This window comes from Variovorax sp. 350MFTsu5.1 (genome assembly GCF_048302515.1).
In the GTDB taxonomy this organism is placed as follows: domain Bacteria; phylum Pseudomonadota; class Gammaproteobacteria; order Burkholderiales; family Burkholderiaceae_C; genus Variovorax; species Variovorax guangxiensis.
Genome location: NZ_CP157620.1, coordinates 1,723,089 through 1,740,242 on the forward strand (window position 1 = coordinate 1,723,089; position 17,154 = coordinate 1,740,242).

General features: G+C 66.7%; 18 protein-coding genes. 12 read left to right on the forward strand and 6 right to left on the reverse strand.

Annotated elements, in window-relative coordinates:
• The first annotated feature begins 8 nt into the window (after positions 1-8).
• A complete protein-coding gene (locus ABL843_RS07520; protein ID WP_418119463.1) occupies positions 9-449 on the forward strand; it encodes a helix-turn-helix domain-containing protein in 441 nt (146 codons plus the stop codon).
• Here ABL843_RS07520 and ABL843_RS07525 read toward each other — a convergent pair whose 3' ends face one another.
• The gene (locus ABL843_RS07525; protein ID WP_418119464.1) at positions 450-1,265 is read right to left on the reverse strand and encodes an IclR family transcriptional regulator; all 816 of its coding nucleotides are present in this window, start codon (positions 1,263-1,265) and stop codon (positions 450-452) included.
• 161 nt (positions 1,266-1,426) lie between these two features.
• On the opposite strand from ABL843_RS07525, the gene ABL843_RS07530 reads away from it, so the two are divergent.
• From ABL843_RS07530 to ABL843_RS07565, 8 genes are all read left to right on the forward strand, one after another.
• On the forward strand, positions 1,427-2,314 hold the full coding sequence (locus tag ABL843_RS07530) for an amidohydrolase family protein (protein WP_418119465.1): 888 nt from the start codon (positions 1,427-1,429) through the stop codon (positions 2,312-2,314).
• A complete protein-coding gene (locus ABL843_RS07535) occupies positions 2,311-3,828 on the forward strand; it encodes a sugar ABC transporter ATP-binding protein (RefSeq protein WP_418119466.1) in 1,518 nt (505 codons plus the stop codon). The genes ABL843_RS07530 and ABL843_RS07535 overlap by 4 nt, the downstream gene beginning before the upstream one ends.
• A 28-nt stretch (positions 3,829-3,856) precedes the next feature.
• On the forward strand, positions 3,857-4,897 hold the full coding sequence (locus ABL843_RS07540; protein WP_184635385.1) for an ABC transporter permease: 1,041 nt from the start codon (positions 3,857-3,859) through the stop codon (positions 4,895-4,897).
• 58 nt (positions 4,898-4,955) lie between these two features.
• On the forward strand, positions 4,956-5,912 hold the full coding sequence (locus ABL843_RS07545) for an ABC transporter substrate-binding protein (RefSeq protein ID WP_418119467.1): 957 nt from the start codon (positions 4,956-4,958) through the stop codon (positions 5,910-5,912).
• A gap of 22 nt (positions 5,913-5,934) precedes the next feature.
• Positions 5,935-7,212, forward strand: coding sequence for an L-fuconate dehydratase (locus ABL843_RS07550; RefSeq protein WP_418119468.1), 1,278 nt, complete (start codon positions 5,935-5,937; stop codon positions 7,210-7,212).
• A 25-nt stretch (positions 7,213-7,237) separates the two neighbouring features.
• Positions 7,238-8,014 (forward strand): SDR family oxidoreductase, encoded by a 777-nt coding sequence (locus ABL843_RS07555; RefSeq protein ID WP_418119469.1) that lies wholly within the window; start codon positions 7,238-7,240, stop codon positions 8,012-8,014.
• A 30-nt stretch (positions 8,015-8,044) separates the two neighbouring features.
• Entirely contained in the window at positions 8,045-8,374 is a 330-nt protein-coding gene (locus tag ABL843_RS07560; protein ID WP_369659313.1) for an L-rhamnose mutarotase, read from the forward strand.
• A gap of 72 nt (positions 8,375-8,446) precedes the next feature.
• On the forward strand, positions 8,447-8,890 hold the full coding sequence (locus tag ABL843_RS07565; RefSeq protein ID WP_126022565.1) for a helix-turn-helix domain-containing protein: 444 nt from the start codon (positions 8,447-8,449) through the stop codon (positions 8,888-8,890).
• 36 nt (positions 8,891-8,926) lie between these two features.
• On the opposite strand, the gene ABL843_RS07570 is transcribed toward ABL843_RS07565, so the two are convergent.
• The 3 genes from ABL843_RS07570 to ABL843_RS07580 form a co-directional block, all read right to left on the reverse strand.
• Positions 8,927-10,261, reverse strand: a complete 1,335-nt coding sequence (locus ABL843_RS07570; RefSeq protein WP_418119470.1) for an MFS family transporter — start codon at positions 10,259-10,261, stop codon at positions 8,927-8,929.
• Positions 10,262-10,392: 131 nt separating this feature from the next.
• Entirely contained in the window at positions 10,393-11,550 is a 1,158-nt protein-coding gene (locus ABL843_RS07575; RefSeq protein ID WP_418119471.1) for an alpha-hydroxy acid oxidase, read from the reverse strand.
• Positions 11,551-11,662: 112 nt separating this feature from the next.
• Positions 11,663-12,556, reverse strand: coding sequence for a LysR substrate-binding domain-containing protein (locus tag ABL843_RS07580; RefSeq protein ID WP_418119472.1), 894 nt, complete (start codon positions 12,554-12,556; stop codon positions 11,663-11,665).
• 106 nt (positions 12,557-12,662) lie between these two features.
• On the opposite strand from ABL843_RS07580, the gene ABL843_RS07585 reads away from it, so the two are divergent.
• Complete coding sequence (locus tag ABL843_RS07585) at positions 12,663-14,324, forward strand: L-lactate permease (RefSeq protein WP_418119473.1); 1,662 nt, start codon at positions 12,663-12,665, stop codon at positions 14,322-14,324.
• Here the strand turns inward: ABL843_RS07585 and ABL843_RS07590 are convergent.
• Positions 14,302-14,937: a TetR/AcrR family transcriptional regulator gene (locus tag ABL843_RS07590; protein WP_418119474.1), complete on the reverse strand. Its 636-nt coding sequence runs from the start codon at positions 14,935-14,937 to the stop codon at positions 14,302-14,304. The genes ABL843_RS07585 and ABL843_RS07590 overlap by 23 nt on opposite strands.
• Positions 14,938-15,023: 86 nt before the next feature.
• Between ABL843_RS07590 and ABL843_RS07595 the strand changes: the two genes are divergently transcribed.
• Together ABL843_RS07595 and cynS are read left to right on the forward strand one after the other, a co-directional pair.
• Positions 15,024-15,446 (forward strand): DUF1348 family protein, encoded by a 423-nt coding sequence (locus ABL843_RS07595; protein WP_126022571.1) that lies wholly within the window; start codon positions 15,024-15,026, stop codon positions 15,444-15,446.
• A 177-nt stretch (positions 15,447-15,623) separates the two neighbouring features.
• Entirely contained in the window at positions 15,624-16,067 is a 444-nt protein-coding gene (cynS, locus tag ABL843_RS07600) for a cyanase (protein ID WP_369659307.1), read from the forward strand.
• Between the two features lie 2 nt (positions 16,068-16,069).
• Here cynS and ABL843_RS07605 read toward each other — a convergent pair whose 3' ends face one another.
• Positions 16,070-16,840, reverse strand: coding sequence for an SDR family oxidoreductase (locus ABL843_RS07605; RefSeq protein WP_369659306.1), 771 nt, complete (start codon positions 16,838-16,840; stop codon positions 16,070-16,072).
• Positions 16,841-17,154 lie beyond the last annotated feature (314 nt).

Consider the following 17,154-nt stretch of genomic DNA (forward strand, 5'->3'; position numbering starts at 1 on the left):
GGAAGCACATGGATATCGCCGAAGTGGCCAAACGCTCGGGCCTGCCCGCGTCCACGCTGCGCTACTACGACGAGAAGGGGCTGATCGCCTCCACCGGCCGGCAGGGCCTGCGGCGCACATTCGATGAAGGCGTGCTGGAGCGGCTGGCGCTGATCGCGCTGGGCCGCGCCGCCGGTTTCTCGCTCGACGAGATCGCGCGCATGTTCGGCCCCAACGGGCAGCCGCGCATCGACCGGGTGATGCTCAACGCCAAGGCGGACGAGCTCGACCGCACGATCCGCAACTTGAGCGCGATGCGCGACGGCCTGCGCCATGCGGCCGTCTGCCGCGCACCCAGCCACATGGAGTGCCCGACCTTCCGGCGCATTCTTGGCGCCGCGGCGTCGGGGGCGATCGGCGGCCGCAGAGAGAAAAAGAAGAAGCAGCAGCCTCCTCCGCCGGCAGGCTGATCAGGCGTTCGTCAGCAGCGAGAGATCGCGCGCGGCCTGCAGCATGAGTTCGCGCGCGCGGTCCAGCGACGGAATCGCGTGCCGGTCGATGCGCCGGATGTACGGCGTGGTGAGCACCGCCAGCGCATGCCCGTGCGGCCCGAGGATGGGGCAGGAGATGTCGATCACGCCGAAGTACTGCATGCTCTCGCGCTGCCGGTAACCGGTGGCGCGCACGGCCTCGAGCATGTGCTCCAGCTCGTCGGGCGGAATCTGTACCTCGCCGTCGAGCGCGACGTGCTCCGCCAGCATCTGCCGGCGCCGCTCTTCCGACTCGCAGGCCAGCAGCACCTGGCCCGAGCCGGTGTCCAGCAGGTTCACGCGCGTGCCGGGCCGCACCGTCATGCTGCTCGCCGCGGGGCTGTTGACCTGCGCCACGATCTGCACGTTGCCCCGGTCGTACACGCCCAGGTGGCAGGACTGCTCGGCCTCCTTCACGTAGCGGTCCATCACCGGCAGCGCCTGCGTTACCAGCCGGTGGTTCGGCGGATAGCGGTGCGCCAGGTCGAACATCTTCAGGCTCAGGCTGTAGCGGTCGCCCGCCAGCGAGCGCAGCACGTACTGGCGCGCCACCAGCCGTTCGAGCATGCGATAGATCTCGCTGGGGCCGCGGTCGAGCGCCTTCACGATCTCGCCGCGCGTCAGGCCTTCGGGCTGGTCGGCCAGCAGTTCGAGGATGTCCAGGCCCTTGTCGAGCGCGGGAGCGCGGTAGCGGTCTTGCTGCTCCTGCTCTTCGGCGGGCCTGCCGAGGATGTCCGGTTGAATAGATTTGTTCACTAATGAATTTCAACAGCAAGGATCGCCGTTTGCAAGTTTCGTTTTACGGGAAAGCACCCATGCAGCGCGCTTGACGCTGAAAGTTCGTATGTAAATACTATGTTCACGAATGGACTAGAGAGGCAAGGCGTTCGGCAGCCAGGCGCTGCCCGCGACCCGAAATGATCCAGCGAATCGACTCGCATCAGCACTTCTGGCGGCCCGCGCGCGGCGACTACGCGTGGCTGCGCGCCGACGTGCCCGCGCTGGCGCCGCTCCTGCGCGACTTCATGCCCGAAGACCTGCAGCCGCTGCTGCATGCCCACGGCGTGAGCCGGACTGTGCTCGTGCAGGCCACCGATTCCCACGCCGAGACCGACTTCATGCTCGATCTCGCGGGCAGCCGCGAGGAGATCGGCGGCGTGGTCGGCTGGGTCGACCTGAGCCGGCCCGACGCCGCCGCCTCGCTGGAGCGGATGGCGCGGCATCCCAAATTCAAGGGCGTGCGGCCGATGCTGCAGGATCTGCCCGACGACGACTGGATCGCGCGCCGCCCGCATCCCGATGCGGTGAACGCAATGCTGAAGCTCGGCCTGCGCTTCGACGCGCTCGCGAACCCGCGTCACCTTCCGTGGGTTCTGCAGTTCGCGAAGCGTTGGCCGCAGTTGCCGATGGTGATCGACCATGCGGCCAAGCCGCCGGTGGGCGCGCACGGCAGCGAAGAATTCGCCCGCTGGCGCGAAGACATGGCGGCCATGGCCGCGCTGCCCCAGGTCTGCTGCAAGTTCTCGGGCCTGTGGACCGAGGCGCCGCCCGCGATGCAGCGCGATGCGGATGCCTTCGCACAGGCGGTGCGCCCCGTGTGGGAGCACCTGCTCGAAGTCTTCGGCCCGGCGCGCCTGATGTGGGGCAGCGACTGGCCCGTGCTCACGCTGGCCGGCGATTACGCGGGCTGGGTCGCGGTGAGCGAAGCCTGCATCGGCGGCCTTTCTCCCAACGAGCAGGCCGAGGTGTGGCACGGCACCGCCCAGCGCTTCTACGGCCTGGCGTCGATTCAGGACTCCTCATGACGCAACCCATCGTCACCATTCGCGACCTGAGCAAGTCCTTCGCCGGCGTGCGCGCGCTCGACAGGGCGCAGTTCGAGCTGCTGCCCGGCGAGGTGCATGCGCTCATGGGCGAGAACGGGGCAGGCAAGTCCACGCTGATGAAGGTGCTTGCGGGCGTCTACCGCAAGGATTCGGGCGAGGTGCTGCTCGACGGCCGGCCCGTGGACATCGAGAGCCCGCGCGCCGCGCAGGCATTGGGCATCGGCATCATCCATCAGGAGCTCAACCTGATGAACCACCTGAGCGCCGCGCAGAACATCTTCATCGGCCGCGAGCCGCGCGGGCGCTTCGGCCTCTTCATCGACGAGGAGGCCATGTGCGGCGAGGCGCAGCGCATCTTCGAGCGCATGAACCTGAAGCTCGACCCGCGCACGCCGGTGGGCGAACTCACGGTGGCACGGCAGCAGATGGTGGAGATCGCCAAGGCGCTGTCGTTCGACTCGCGCGTGCTCATCATGGACGAGCCCACCGCCGCCTTGAACAACGAGGAGGTGGCAGACCTGTTCCGCATCATCGGGCGCCTGCGTTCGCGCGGCGTGGCCATCGTCTACATCTCGCACAAGATGGACGAGCTCAAGCGCATCGCCGACCGCGTGACCGTGATGCGCGATGGCCAGTACATCGCCACCGTGCCGATGGCCACGACGCCGATGGACGCGCTCATCGCCATGATGGTGGGTCGCCAGCTCGCCGAAGCCGGGCACGAGATGCCCGACACCTCGGGCAACGAGGTGGTGCTGGAGGCCAGGGGCATCTGCCGGGGCGCGATGGTGCGCGACGCCAGCTTCGTGCTGCGGCGCGGCGAGATACTCGGCTTCGCGGGGCTGATGGGCGCGGGCCGCACCGAGCTGGCGCGCGCCGTGTTCGGTGCCGACCGCATCGACGCGGGCGAAGTCCTCGTGCAGGGGCGGAAGGTGTCGATCCGCTCCCCCGAGGATGCGGTGGCCCACGGCATCGGCTACCTGTCGGAAGACCGCAAGCACTTCGGCCTGGCCACCGGCATGGACGTGGAAACCAACATCGCGCTCGCGAGCATGAAGCGCTTCCTGTCGGCGGGTTTCCTCATCGACCAGGCGGCTGTCGAATCGGCCGGTGAGCGCTATGTGCGGCGGCTCGGTATCAAGACGCCGTCGGTGCGCCAGCAGGTGCGGCTGTTGTCGGGCGGCAACCAGCAGAAGATCGTCATCGCGAAGTGGCTGCTGCGCGACTGCAATGTGCTCTTCTTCGACGAGCCCACGCGCGGCATCGACGTGGGCGCCAAGGCCGAGATATACCGCCTGCTCAACGAGCTGGCCGCGCAGGGCAAGGCCATCGTCATCATTTCCTCGGAGCTGCCCGAGGTGCTGCGCATGAGCCACCGCGTGCTCGTGATGTGCGAGGGCCGCATCACCGGCGAGCTGGTCGCGCGCGAGGCCTCGCAGGAAAGGATCATGCAGCTCGCCACCCGGCGCGAGACCGCGCACGCCGCCCCTTGACCACGCACGACACGACTGGAGACTGCCCTTGACGACCCCCACCGTGACCACCGCAGCCACCGCAGCGGGCTTCTCGCCGAAGACGCTGAAGGACAGGCTCCTGCGCCCCGCCACGCGGCAGAAGCTGCTGGCCTTCGCCAGCCTCGTCGCACTGATGGTGTTCTTCAGCTTCGCGTCGCCGCAGTTCCTGCAGGCCGACAACCTCGTGGGCATCCTGCAGTCGACCGCGGTGAACGGCGTGCTCGCCATCGCCTGCACCTTCGTCATCATCACCTCGGGCATCGACCTCTCGGTGGGCACGCTGATGACCTTCTGCGCCGTCATGACCGGCGTGGTGCTCACCTACATGGGCATGCCGCTGTGGCTGGGCATCTGCGCGGCCATCTTCTTCGGCGCGCTCAGCGGCTTCGTCTCGGGGCTGCTGATCGCCAAGCTGAAGATCCCGCCCTTCATCGCGACGCTGGGCATGATGATGCTGCTCAAGGGCCTGTCGCTGGTGATCTCGGGCACCAAGCCGATCTACTTCAACGACACGCCGGGTTTCACCGCCATCTCGCAGGACTCGCTGATCGGCGACATCGTGCCCTCGCTGCCCATTCCCAACGCGGTGCTGATCCTGTTCCTGGTGGCGGTGGCCGCGAGCATCGTGCTCAACAGGACCATCCTCGGGCGCTACACCTTCGCGCTCGGCAGCAACGAGGAGGCGGTGCGCCTGTCGGGCGTGAACACCGACTTCTGGAAGATCGTGGTCTACACGGTGAGCGGCGGCATCTGCGGCATCGCGGGCCTGCTGATCGCATCGCGCCTGAACTCGGCGCAGCCCGCGTTGGGCCAGGGCTACGAGCTCGACGCCATCGCAGCGGTGGTCATCGGCGGCACCTCGCTCAGCGGGGGCACCGGCACCATCGTGGGCACCATCATCGGCGCCTTCATCATGAGCGTGCTCACCAACGGCCTGCGCATTCTTTCGGTGGCGCAGGAGTGGCAGACGGTGGTCACGGGCGTGATCATCATCCTGGCCGTGTACGCCGACATCCTGCGCCGCCGCAGCGGCAGCAAGGCGCGCTGAACTCCCGCCCGTTTCCGATCCCGATCCGTTCGTTCCCCACAACCACAGGAGACATCGCATGATCCAGAGAAGAACAGTCGTCGCTTGCACGCTGGGCGCGGCCCTTGCCGGTGTGTCGGCACTCGCGCAGGCACAGCAGGCGCAGGAGATCTACATCCCGCTCGTGTCCAAGGGCTTCCAGCACCAGTTCTGGCAGGCCGTGAAGTCAGGCGCCGAGCAGGCCGCCAAGGACCTGAAGGTGAAGGTGAGCTTCGAAGGCCCCGAGACCGAGGCCATGGTCGACAAGCAGATCGACATGCTCTCGGCCGCGCTCGCCAAGAAGCCGCAGGCCATCGGCTTCGCCGCGCTCGACAGCCAGGCCGCGATTCCGCTGCTGAAGAAGGCGCAGGCCGCGAAGATCCCGGTGGTGGCCTTCGACTCGGGCGTGGACAGCGACATTCCGGTGACCACGACCACCACCGACAACAAGGCCGCCGCCGCGCTGGCCGCCGACAAGATGGCCGAGCTCATCGGCAAGAGCGGCGAGGTGGCGCTGGTAGTGCACGACCAGACCAGCCGCACCGGCGTGGACCGGCGCGACGGCTTCGTCAACCGCATCAAGTCGGCTTACCCGAACATCAAGATCGTGAGCGTGCAGTACGGCGGCGGCGACCAGCTGAAGTCGACCGAGATCACCAAGTCGATATTGCAGGCATCGCCCAACCTCAAGGGCATCTTCGGCGCCAACGAGGGCTCGGCCATCGGCGTGGTCAACGGCGTGAAGGAGATGAAGCGCACCGGCAAGGTCGTGATCATCGGCTACGACTCCGGCAAGCAGCAGAAGAACGCGATCATGGACGGCAGCATGGCCGGCGCCATCACGCAGAACCCGGTGGGCATGGGCTACAAGACCGTCGAGATGGCGGTGAAGGCCGTCAAGGGCGAGAAGCTGCCAAAGATCGTGGATACGGGCTTCTACTGGTACGACAAGACCAACATCGCCGATCCGAAGATCGCCGCTGTGCTGTACGACTGATCCGCTGGCGAAGAAGGAACCCATGACCATCGTCCGCTCCATGCGCGTGCTCGACGTGCGCTTTCCCACTTCGCAGCATCTGGACGGCTCGGATGCGATGAACCCCGATCCGGACTACTCGGCGGCGTACGTCGTGCTCGAGACCGACCAGCCGGGGCTGGAGGGCCATGGGCTCACCTTCACCATCGGACGCGGCAACGAGATCTGCTGCGCGGCGATCGAGGCGATGCGGCATCTGGTCGTGGGGCTCGACCTTGCATGGGTGGCCGAGGACATGGGGCGCTTCTGGCGGCATGTGACTTCCGACAGCCAACTGCGCTGGATCGGCCCCGACAAGGGCGCGATCCATCTTGCGACGGGCGCGGTGGTCAATGCGATGTGGGACCTGTGGGCCAAGTCCGAGGGCAAACCCGTGTGGCAGCTCGTGGCCGACATGTCGCCCGAAGAGCTGGTGCGCTGCATCGACTTTCGCTACATCACCGACTGCATCTCGCCCGACGAGGCGCTCGCACTGCTGCGCGAAGCATCGAAGGGCAAGCAGGAACGCATCGCCACGCTGAAGGCCGAGGGCTACCCCTGCTACACGACCTCCGCTGGCTGGCTGGGCTACCCCGACGAGAAGCTGCGGCGGCTCGCGCAGGAGGCGATCGACGCGGGCTTCAGCCACATCAAGCTCAAGGTGGGGCGCGACCTGCAGGACGACATCCGCCGCCTGAAGGTGGCGCGCGAGGTGCTCGGGCCCGACAGGCATTTGATGATCGACGCCAACCAGGTGTGGGAAGTGGGGCAGGCCATCGACTGGGTGCGGCAGCTCGCGTTCGCGAAGCCGTGGTTCATCGAAGAGCCGACCAGCCCCGACGACGTGGAAGGCCACCGCAGGATCCGCGAGGGCATCTCGCCGGTGAAGGTGGCCACCGGCGAGATGTGCCAGAACCGCATCATGTTCAAGCAGTTCATCATGCGTGGCGGCATCGACGTGGTGCAGATCGACGCCTGCCGGCTGGGGGGAGTGAACGAGATCCTGGCGGTGATGCTGATGGCAGCGAAGTACAAATTGCCCGTGTGCCCGCACGCGGGCGGCGTGGGGCTGTGCGAGTACGTGCAGCACCTGTCGATGATCGACTACCTCTGCATCTCGGGTACGCGCGAGGGCCGGGTGGCCGAGTACGTCGATCATCTGCACGAGCATTTCGTGGAGCCCTGCGAGGTTCGCAACGCGGCCTACATGCCGCCCAAGGGCGCGGGCTTCTCGATCACGATGAAGCCGCAGTCGCTGGAGCAGTACCGCTTCAAGGGATAGACAGCAAGGAAAGGCATCGCCAGGCATGGACCTGCATCTGAAGGACAAGGTGGTGATCGTCACCGGCGGCGGCAGCGGCATCGGCGCGGCCATCTCGATGACGCTGGCGCAGGAAGGAGCGGTGCCGGTGATCTTCGGCAAGAACCCGCTCGATGCGCCTTTCGAGGAAGCGCTGCGCAAGCTGCAGCCTCGCACGCGCTTCTTCCAGCTCGAACTGATGGAAGAGGCCGCCTGCGTCAAGGCCATTGCCGACACGGCCGCCACGTTCGGCCGCATCGACGGGCTGGTCAACAACGCGGGCGTGAACGACAGCGTGGGGCTCGAGGCGGGGCGCGATGCCTTCGTTTCATCGCTGGAGCGAAACCTCATTCACTGCTACGTGATGGCGCACCATTGCCTGCCGCACCTGAAGGCCAGCAAGGGCGCCATCGTCAACATCTCGTCGAAGACGGCCGTCACGGGACAAGGCAACACCAGTGGCTACACGGCGGCCAAGGGTGCGCAGCTGTCGCTCACGCGCGAATGGGCCGCTTCGTTGCTGGAAGACGGCGTGCGCGTGAACGCGGTGATCCCGGCTGAAGTGATGACGCCGCTCTACCAGCGCTGGATTTCCGCCTTCGACGAACCCGACCGCAAGCTGGCCGACATCACCGACAAAATCCCGCTGGGCCGGCGCATGACCACGCCCGAGGAGATCGCGGACAACGTCGTGTTCCTGCTCTCGGAGCGCGCCTCGCACACCACGGGGCAATGGGTGTTCGTGGATGGCGGATACACGCATCTGGACCGGGCACTGACCTGATCGCCTCGAAGCTTTTTCCTGGAGCTGTGCATGCGCCATTTCCTGGCCCTCGATTTGAAGGACGACCCGGCGCTGATCGCCGAATACGAGGCTTATCACCGCGATATCTGGCCCGAGGTGCGCGAACACCTGAAGGCGCATGGCGTGACTGCCATGGAAATCCATCGCCTCGGCACGCGCATGGTGATGCTGATGGAAACCGACGACGCGCGCCACGACCCCGAGGCGATGGCGCTTGCCACGCGCAGCGACCCGAAGATCAGGCAATGGGAAGAGCTGATGTGGAAGTTCCAGGCGCCCACGCCATGGACGCCGGAAGGCGAGAAATGGACCGCAATGACGCGGATATTCTGTTTGTAATCAAAAGATTCAAATTTGATCGGGGATCGGTATTTTTGCCATGTGTTTACATTTGCTGGGCAAAATGCCGCCATGCCAAATATTGCATCCATTCTTAAATCGGAGATTTCGCGCGTGGCCCGCAAGGAAGTTCGCGCGGAAATGGAAACCCTCAAGAAGGCATCTGTTCACCATCGCGCGGCCATCGCTGCATTGCGCCGCCAGATAAGTTCGCTGGAAAAGGAACTGCGCAATGTCGCCAAGGGCACGTCGCGCGGCGCGCGCGCGAGCGAGCCCGACGAGTCCGGCGAAGACGGACCGAAGCGCAGGTTCAGCGCGGGCAGGCTGGCTTCCCACCGGGCGAAGCTGGGTATCTCCGCTGCTTCCTACGGAAAGCTGGTGGGCGTGTCGGGCCAGACGATCTACCACTGGGAACAGGGCAAGGCCCGGCCCCGGGCCGCGCAGCTCGAAAGCCTCGCCTCCGTGCGCGGACTGGGCAGGCAGCAGGTGGCGCAGCGGCTGGGCGAGGCCGAGTAGCCCGCCTCAGCCCTTCAGCCCTCTTTTCTTCCTGCGTCAGTGATCGTGATGCAGGTAGCTCGCCTGCCTCGGCAGCCTGAGGCTCACGAGGAAGGCGATGACCATCATCGCGCTCACGTACCAGAAGAAGGCCGACTCGTGTCCCAGTGACTTGAGCCCCAGCGCCACGTATTCGGCCGAGCCGCCGAAGATCGCGTTCGCGACCGCGTAGGCCAGCCCCACGCCCAGGGCGCGCACTTCGGGCGGGAACATCTCCGCCTTCACGATGCCGCTGATCGAGGTGTAGAAGCTCACGATGGCCAGCGCCGCGATGATGAGAACGAAGGCCAGCACGGGGCTGGTCGTGTGCTGCAGCGCGGTCAGGATGGGCACCGTCGCCAGCGCGCCGAGGCCGCCGAACAGCAGCATGTTGTTGCGCCGCCCGATGCGGTCGGACAGCGCGCCGAACACCGGCTGCATGCACATGTAGACGAAGAGCGCGCATGTCATCACGTAGCTTGCCGTCTTGATCGGCAGGTGCACCGTGTTAACGAGGTACTTCTGCATGTACGTGGTGAAGGTGTAGAAGATCAGCGAGCCGCCGGCCGTGTAGCCCAGCACCGTGAGGAACGCCGGCGTGTGGTGCCTGAAGAGGCCGCCGATGCTCCCGGCTTCCTTGTTCTTCCTGGCCTCGTCGGTCTGCGTCTCGTGCAGCGTGCGGCGCAGCAGCAGCGCCACCACCGCCGCGATGGCGCCGATCACGAACGGAATGCGCCAGCCCCAGGCCTTGAGCTCGGCCTCGGTCAGCAACTGTTCGAGCACCACGATCACCAGCACCGCGAGCAGTTGCCCGCCGATCAGCGTGACGTACTGGAAAGAAGAGAAGAAGCCGCGCTGGCCGCGCAGCGCCACCTCGCTCATGTAGGTGGCGGTGGTGCCGTATTCGCCGCCCACCGAGAGCCCCTGGAACAGCCGGCATACCAGCAGCAGGAAAGGCGCCCACGCGCCGATCTGCGCATAGGTGGGCAGGCAGGCGATGACGAGCGAGCCGCCGCACATCATCGTCACCGAGATCAGCATCGAGGTCTTGCGCCCGAGCCGGTCGGCCAGCCTCCCGAAGAGCCAGCCGCCGATGGGCCGCATGAGGAAGCCGGCCGCGAACACGCCGGCCGTGTTCAGCAGCTGCGCGGTGGGATCGGACTTGGGAAAGAAGGCCGGCGCGAAGTACAGCGCCGAGAAGGCGTACACGTAGAAGTCGAACCACTCGACCAGATTGCCGGAGGAGGCCGCCATGATCGCGAAGACGCGGTGGCGCTTTTCTTCTGCCGTGTAGTGCGGGGGAGATGAAGCAGAGGCCGCTGGGCCTCCCGAGGTAGGCGTGACTGCGCTCATGGTGCCTTCTTGTGCCGTGCAGGCAATGTTGTTGTTTCCAAAACATTCTGCGCCGGCACGAAGGGACCGCGTGTCGGCCGATGCCGCATCGGCCTACCTCCGCAGGGGCCTTCCGGTGAAGCCCTGCAGGCTCAGAAAGTGCCAGGCAGCAGGATGCTCGAATCGACCTCGTCGATGTTCGTGCGGCCGCAGAAGGCCATCGTGATGTCGAGCTCCTTCTGGATGATCTGCAGCGCGCGGGTCACGCCCTCCTGCCCGAAGGCTCCCAGGCCGTAGAGGAAGCTGCGGCCGATGAGCGTGCCGCGGGCGCCCAGCGCGCGGGCCTTGAGCACGTCCTGCCCGCTGCGGATGCCGCCGTCCATCCACACCTCGATCTCGGTGCCCACCGCGTCGACGATGGCGGGCAGCGCCGCGATGGAGGAGGGGGCGCCGTCGAGCTGGCGCCCGCCGTGGTTCGACACGATGAGCGCGTCGGCGCCGCTTGCGGCCGCGAGGCGCGCGTCCTCCACGTCCATGACGCCCTTGAGGATGAGCTTGCCGCCCCAGAGCTTCTTGATCCACTCCACGTCGGCCCAGCTCAGCGCGGGGTCGAACTGCTCGGCCGTCCATGACGACAGCGACGACAGGTCCTTCACCCCCTTGGCGTGGCCCGCGATGTTGCCGAAGGTGCGGCGCTTGGTGCCCAGCATGCCCATGCACCAGCGCGGCTTGGTGGCGAGGTTGATGAGGTTCTTGATGGTGGGCTTGGGCGGCGCGGTGAGACCGTTCTTGATGTCCTTGTGGCGCTGGCCGAGGATCTGCAGGTCGAGCGTGAGCTGCAGCGCGGTCACGTTGGCGGCCTTGGCGCGCTCGATCAGGCGCTCGATGAAGTCGCGGTCCTTCATCACGTAGAGCTGGAACCAGAAGGGGTGGCGGCCGGTGTTCTCGGCGATGTCCTCGAGTGAGCAGATGCTCATGGTCGACAGCGTGAACGGAATGCCGAAGGCCTTGGCTGCGCGCGCGCCGAGGATCTCGCCGTCGGCGTGCTGCATGCCCGTGAGGCCGGTGGGCGCGATGGCCACAGGCATCGCGGTTTCCTGCCCGATCATGGTGGTGCGCAGCGAGCGGCCCTCCATGTTCACGGCCACGCGCTGGCGCAGCTTGATCTTCTGGAAGTCGCTCTCGTTGGCGCGGTAGGTGCCCTCGGTCCACGCGCCGGAGTCGGCGTAGTCGTAGAACATCTTCGGCACGCGCCGCTTGGCGATCACCCGCAGGTCTTCGATGTTGGTGATCCTGGAAAGGTCGGGCACGGGCGGTCTCCTGGCGGGTTCTTGTGATGGGTCGGCGGAAGCTAACCGGGCATTATCTGCAGGCGCCCAGGGGCGCCATCTGAAAAAAGACGAGCCCTCTGCTGAAAAGAATTCAGCTCGCCCGCTCGCGCAGCGCCTCGCGCAGCCACTCGACGAAGGTGGCGCACTCCCAGCGCTCCATGGCGCCCGGCTTCCAGCACAGGAAGTAGGCGTTTGGCGAGGGCACGCTGCGCCGCGACAGCCGCACCAGCCGGCCGTTGTCGAGCCATGCGCTGCCCAGGCGCAGGTGCATGAGCACCACGCCGAAGTCTTCGGCGGCAGCGTCGAGCGCCAGGCCGAGGTCGTTGAACTGGTGGCCCGTGGCAGGCTCCGGCAGGCCGATGCCGCAGGCCTTGAACCAGGTGCGCCACGACTCCAGCGGCGTGCGCAGCAGCTGCGCGCGCGACACCTCGGCGTCGGTCTCGAAGCTTTCGAAGGGGCCGTGGCGTTCGAGGTAGGCGGGGCTGCACACCGGCGACACGTCGTCGGCCAGCAGCTGGACGAACTCGCGGTCGTGGAAGGGGCCGGTGCCGAAGCGCAGCTCGATGTCGGCCTCCTCCACCGTGGTGTTGCGCACCGGCATGGTCACCTGCAGCATCAGCTCGATGTTCGGGTATGCATCGCGAAAGCGCGCCAGCCGGGGCAGCAGCATCTGGCGCGAGAAGGTCGGCGTGACCGCCACGCGCAGCCGCCGCACCTGCGACTCGGGCTCGCGCCCCGGCACCTGCCGCAGCGCCGCGATGGCCTCGCGCACCCGCGCCAGGTAGGCCATGCCGTCGGCGCTGAGGCTGAAGTCGCTGCCGGTGAAGAACTTGAGCCCCAGAAGCAGTTCGAGCTGGCGGATGCGGTGGCTCACCGCGCTGGGCGTCACCGCGAGCTCCTCGGCCGCGAGGTTCACGCTGCGCAGCCGCGCGACGGCCTCGAAGGCCTGCAGGCCCTGGGTCGAGGGGAGACGCGGAGAAACCATCTTTTGTCGTGAGGGGTAGCGGGGTAGGATGGTATCGAACGCTTCCGGTCCTGCCCGGCCGAAGCACCGGCTCAGAAGAATTCCCAAAACAACAGGAGACGAGCGCATGGTCTGGCAACAGGTTTACAACCCCTTCGGCAACATGATCGTATCGACGGCGCTGGCCGCGATACCGGTGGTGGTGATGCTGGTGTGCCTCGGGTTGCTTCACGTCAAGGCGCACTACGCGGCGGGGCTGGGCCTGCTGAGCGCGGTGCTCATCGCAGTGTTCGCCTTCGGCATGCCGGCCGACATGGCGGGCAAGGCCGCCTTCCTCGGCGGCATCACCGGCCTGCTGCCCATCGGCTGGATCGTGCTGAACATCATCTTCCTGCAGCAGCTCACGCAGCAGAACGGCAGCTTCCAGATACTGCAGGACTCCATCGCCGGCATCACGGAAGACAGGCGCCTGCAGCTGCTGCTCATCGCATTCGCCTTCGGTGCCTTCTTCGAGGGCGCGGCGGGCTTCGGCACGCCGGTGGCCGTCACTGCGGCCATCCTCATCGGGCTGGGCTTCTCGCCGCTCGCCGCATCGGGGCTCTCGCTCATCGCGAACACCGCGCCGGTGGCCTTCGGCGCATTGGGCACGCCGGTCATCACGCTGGCCAAGGTGCATGGCTACGACCTGATGGCGGTGACCGCGATGATCGGGCGGCAGCTGCCGTTCTTCTCGCTGCTGGTGCCGTTCTGGCTCATCTGGGCCTTCGCGGGGCGCAAGGGAATGATGGAGGTGTGGCCGGCCATCCTGGTCACGGGCGTGTCCTTCGCGATTCCGCAGTTCCTGGTGTCGAACTACATCGGCCCGGAGCTGGTGGACATCATCGCGGCCATCGTCTCGATGGTGTGCCTGGTCGCGTTCCTGCGCGTGTGGAAGCCGAAGAAGGTCTGGACCTCGGTGTCGCTCAAGGGACACGAGGCCGACGGCGGCGAGGCTTCCGCGGCCGTCGCGCCGACGAAGCATCCGACCGCCGCCGTCATCCGCGCCTGGACGCCGTGGCTCATCCTCACCGTGTTCGTGTTCATCTGGGGCCTGCCGGCGGTGAAGACCTGGCTCAACGGCATCTTCGCGCCGAGCTTTCCCATCGACGGGCTGCACAACATGGTCGAGAAGGTGGCGCCGGTGGTGCCCAAGCCGACGAAGGAGGGCGCGGTCTACCAGCTGCTGCTGCTCTCGGCCACGGGCACCGGCATCCTGGTGTCGGCCATCGTGGGTGGGCTGGTGATGAAGTACAACCCGATCCAGCTCGTGGCCGCCTATGGCCGCACGCTGTGGCTGGTGAAGTTCTCGCTGCTCACCATCGTGCTGATGCTCGCGCTGGGCACGCTCACGCGCTACTCGGGGCTGGACACCACGCTGGGCCTGGCCTTCGCCAACACCGGCGTGCTGTATCCCTTCTTCGGCACGCTGATGGGCTGGCTGGGCGTGGCGCTCACCGGCTCCGACACCGCATCGAACGTGCTCTTCGGCGGCATGCAGAAGGTGGCGGCCGACCAGCTCGGCCTGAGCCCGAACCTGATGGGCGCGGCCAACAGCTCCGGCGGCGTGATGGGCAAGATGATCGACGCGCAGTCGATCGTGGTGGCTTCCACCGCCACGCGCTGGTTCAACCACGAAGGCGAGATCCTGCGCTACGTGTTCTTCCACTCCATCGCGCTGGCCTGCCTCGTGGGCTTCTACGTGACCTTGCAGGCCTATGTGTGGCCGTTCACGCTGATGGTCGTGAAGTAGCGGCTGGCGAGGCGGGCAGCGTGGCCGCCAGCGCCTGAAGCAGCCGGCGCAGGTCGTCGACCGCTTCGCGCGCGAGCGCGGCGCCGCCCATCTGCGCCTTGACGATGGCGCCGTCGACGCCCAGCGCGGCGGCCTGCGCAACCGCCATGCGGCGCGGGCTTTCCAGTGATTCGGGCAGCAGCCCGGCGATCACCTCGACCATCTCGCGCTTGTGCTCGCGCGAGATGTCGCTCGCGCCGCTCACGCTGCCGCCCACCTCGACCACCGAGTTGATGAAGGCGCAGCCGCGGAAAGCCGGGTCTGCGAACCACTCGGCCATCGCGTCGGCCAGCACCTCCAGCGCCTGGCCGCCGCCGATGCGCTGCTGCGCGCCGAGCCGGCCGAGCGCATCGACGAACCATGCCATCCACAGGCCGTGGCGGTGATCGAGGAAGGCCCGCACCAGGTCGTCCTTCGACGGGTAGTGCCGGTAGAAGGTGACCTTGGTGACGCCCGACGCGGCGATGACGCGGTCGATGCCGGTGGCGCGGATGCCGTTGGCGTAGAAGAGGTCGTGCGCGGTGCGAAGGATGCGCTCGCGCGCCGGCAGTTCGGAGATGGAAGAGATGTCCATGGCGCGATTGTAGGCATGTAGACAGGTCTGTCTACATGTGGCACATTTCAGCGCATTCCCCTTCAACCTCCATCGAAAGAACCACCATGGAATCACGCCCGCCTCTGCCGCCCTTCACCCTCGAATCCGCCACGCAGAAGGTACAGGCCGCCGAAGACGCCTGGAACTCGCGCGACCCCGTTCGCGTGAGCCTTGCCTACACGCCCGACACGGAATGGCGCAACCGCGCCGATTTCGTCAACGGCCGGGAGCAGGTGGTGGAGTTCCTGTCGCGCAAGTGGACGCGCGAGCTCGACTACCGCCTGAAGAAGCAGCTCTGGGCCTTCATGGACAACCGCATCGCGGTGCGCTTCGAGTACGAATGGCACGACGACTCGGGCCAGTGGTATCGCAGCCATGGCAACGAGAACTGGGAGTTCGCGGAGAACGGCCTCATGCAGAGGCGCTTCGCGAGCATCAACGACCAGCCCATCAAGGAATCGGACCGCAAGTTCCACTGGGCGCGCTGACCTCGTGTTGTTCCCTCTCCCCTCGGGGAGAGGGTCAGGGTGAGGGCCGGAGCGCCAATGCCGCCGCGCTCCATCCATCGCCGACGCACCCTCACCCCAACCCTCTCCCCGAGGGGGAGAGGGGGCAAGACCCCGGCATGGCTGTTGCTTGCCTGAGCTCACTCAACAGGAGACCCCATGAACCGCAACGACGTCACCGAGAAAATCATCGCCACCAAGGTCAGCAAGGGCATCCAGTGGGCCGACGTGGCCAGGAAGGTGGGCCTCTCGAAGGAGTGGACCACCGCCGCCTGCCTGGGCCAGATGACGCTCGACGACAGGCAGGCGAAGATCGTCGGCAAGATCTTCGGCCTCACCGCCGAGGAGCAGAAGTGGCTGAAGGTGGTGCCCTACAAGGGCTCGCTGCCCACGCCGGTGCCCACCGATCCGCTCATCTACCGCTGGTACGAAGTGGTGAGCGTGTACGGCACCACCATCAAGGAGCTCATCCATGAAGAATTCGGCGACGGCATCATGAGCGCCATCGACTTCAGCATGGACATCCAGCGCGAGGCCGACCCGAAGGGCGACCGCGTCAACGTGGTGCTGTCGGGCAAGTTCCTGCCCTACAAGACCTACTGAGCCTACTGAGCGTATTCGGCCGGGCGCGGCCGCTGCTGCTGATGTTGCCTGGCGGGCGGGCGCACTGCGCCGGCGGTGATGCCGTAGCCCTCGATGGCCCCCGCGATCGAGCGCGCCACCGCATCCACCGGCACCGCGATGCGCCGGTTGGTGCGCATGCGTTCGCGCGCGTAGCTGGCCGCGATGCGCTCGGCCAGCGGATCGATGGGGCCGTGCACGTCGGGGCTCACTACCGTCACGTGCAGCCGGCCGGCATGCTCCTGCCGCAGGCCCTCGGAGATCGCGTTCACCGCGTACTGCGTGCCGTGGTACACCGCCGAGCCCGGCGACAGCCCGTGCATCGCCACCGGCGCCACGTTCACGATGTGGCCCCAGCCCTGCTCCTGCATCGTCGGCAGCACCGCCGCGATGCCCAGCAGCACGCCGCGCAGGTTCACGTCGATCATGAGTTCCCACTCCTCGATCTTGCGGTTCCACAGCGGCGACATCGGCATCACGCCCGCGGCGTTGACGAGCACGTCGATCTGCTCGTGCGTCTCCAGTGCGAATTCGGCGAACGCTTCCATGTCGGGCCGGTGCGTCACGTCGAGCCGCTGGAAGCTCGCCGTGCCGCCCGTGGCCGTGATCTCGGCCGCGAGCGAGGCGAGCCTGTCGGTGCGGCGCGCACCGAGCACCACCTTGGCGCCGCGCCGCGCAAGCAGCCTGGCGGTCGCTTCGCCGATGCCGCTGCTCGCGCCGGTGATGAGTACGACTTTTTCCTGGATCGTGGTCATGGTGAACTCCTCGTGCTGATCTGTCTGCCGTGGGGCGCACACTGGAATGAGCGTGGGCCGGGCATGCAGAGAAGTGTGCGTTTTCGCGAGCCCGAAGCGGTAGACGAATCGAACGCGGTTTTTGCCTGATCCTGCAAAACGCGGTGCCGACCGCGGCCGCCGCTTCGCCCGCTCGGCGCCGCGTAGTGCTTTCGCGGTAGAGAAGGCTCAAGCGGAGCGTTTGGCGCTTCGTGCGAGTTTCTTGCCTGATTCCCCGAAGCAGCAGCGGCAGGGGCGGCGGGCCGATGCATCCATCGGTAATTCGCTTTGCACCA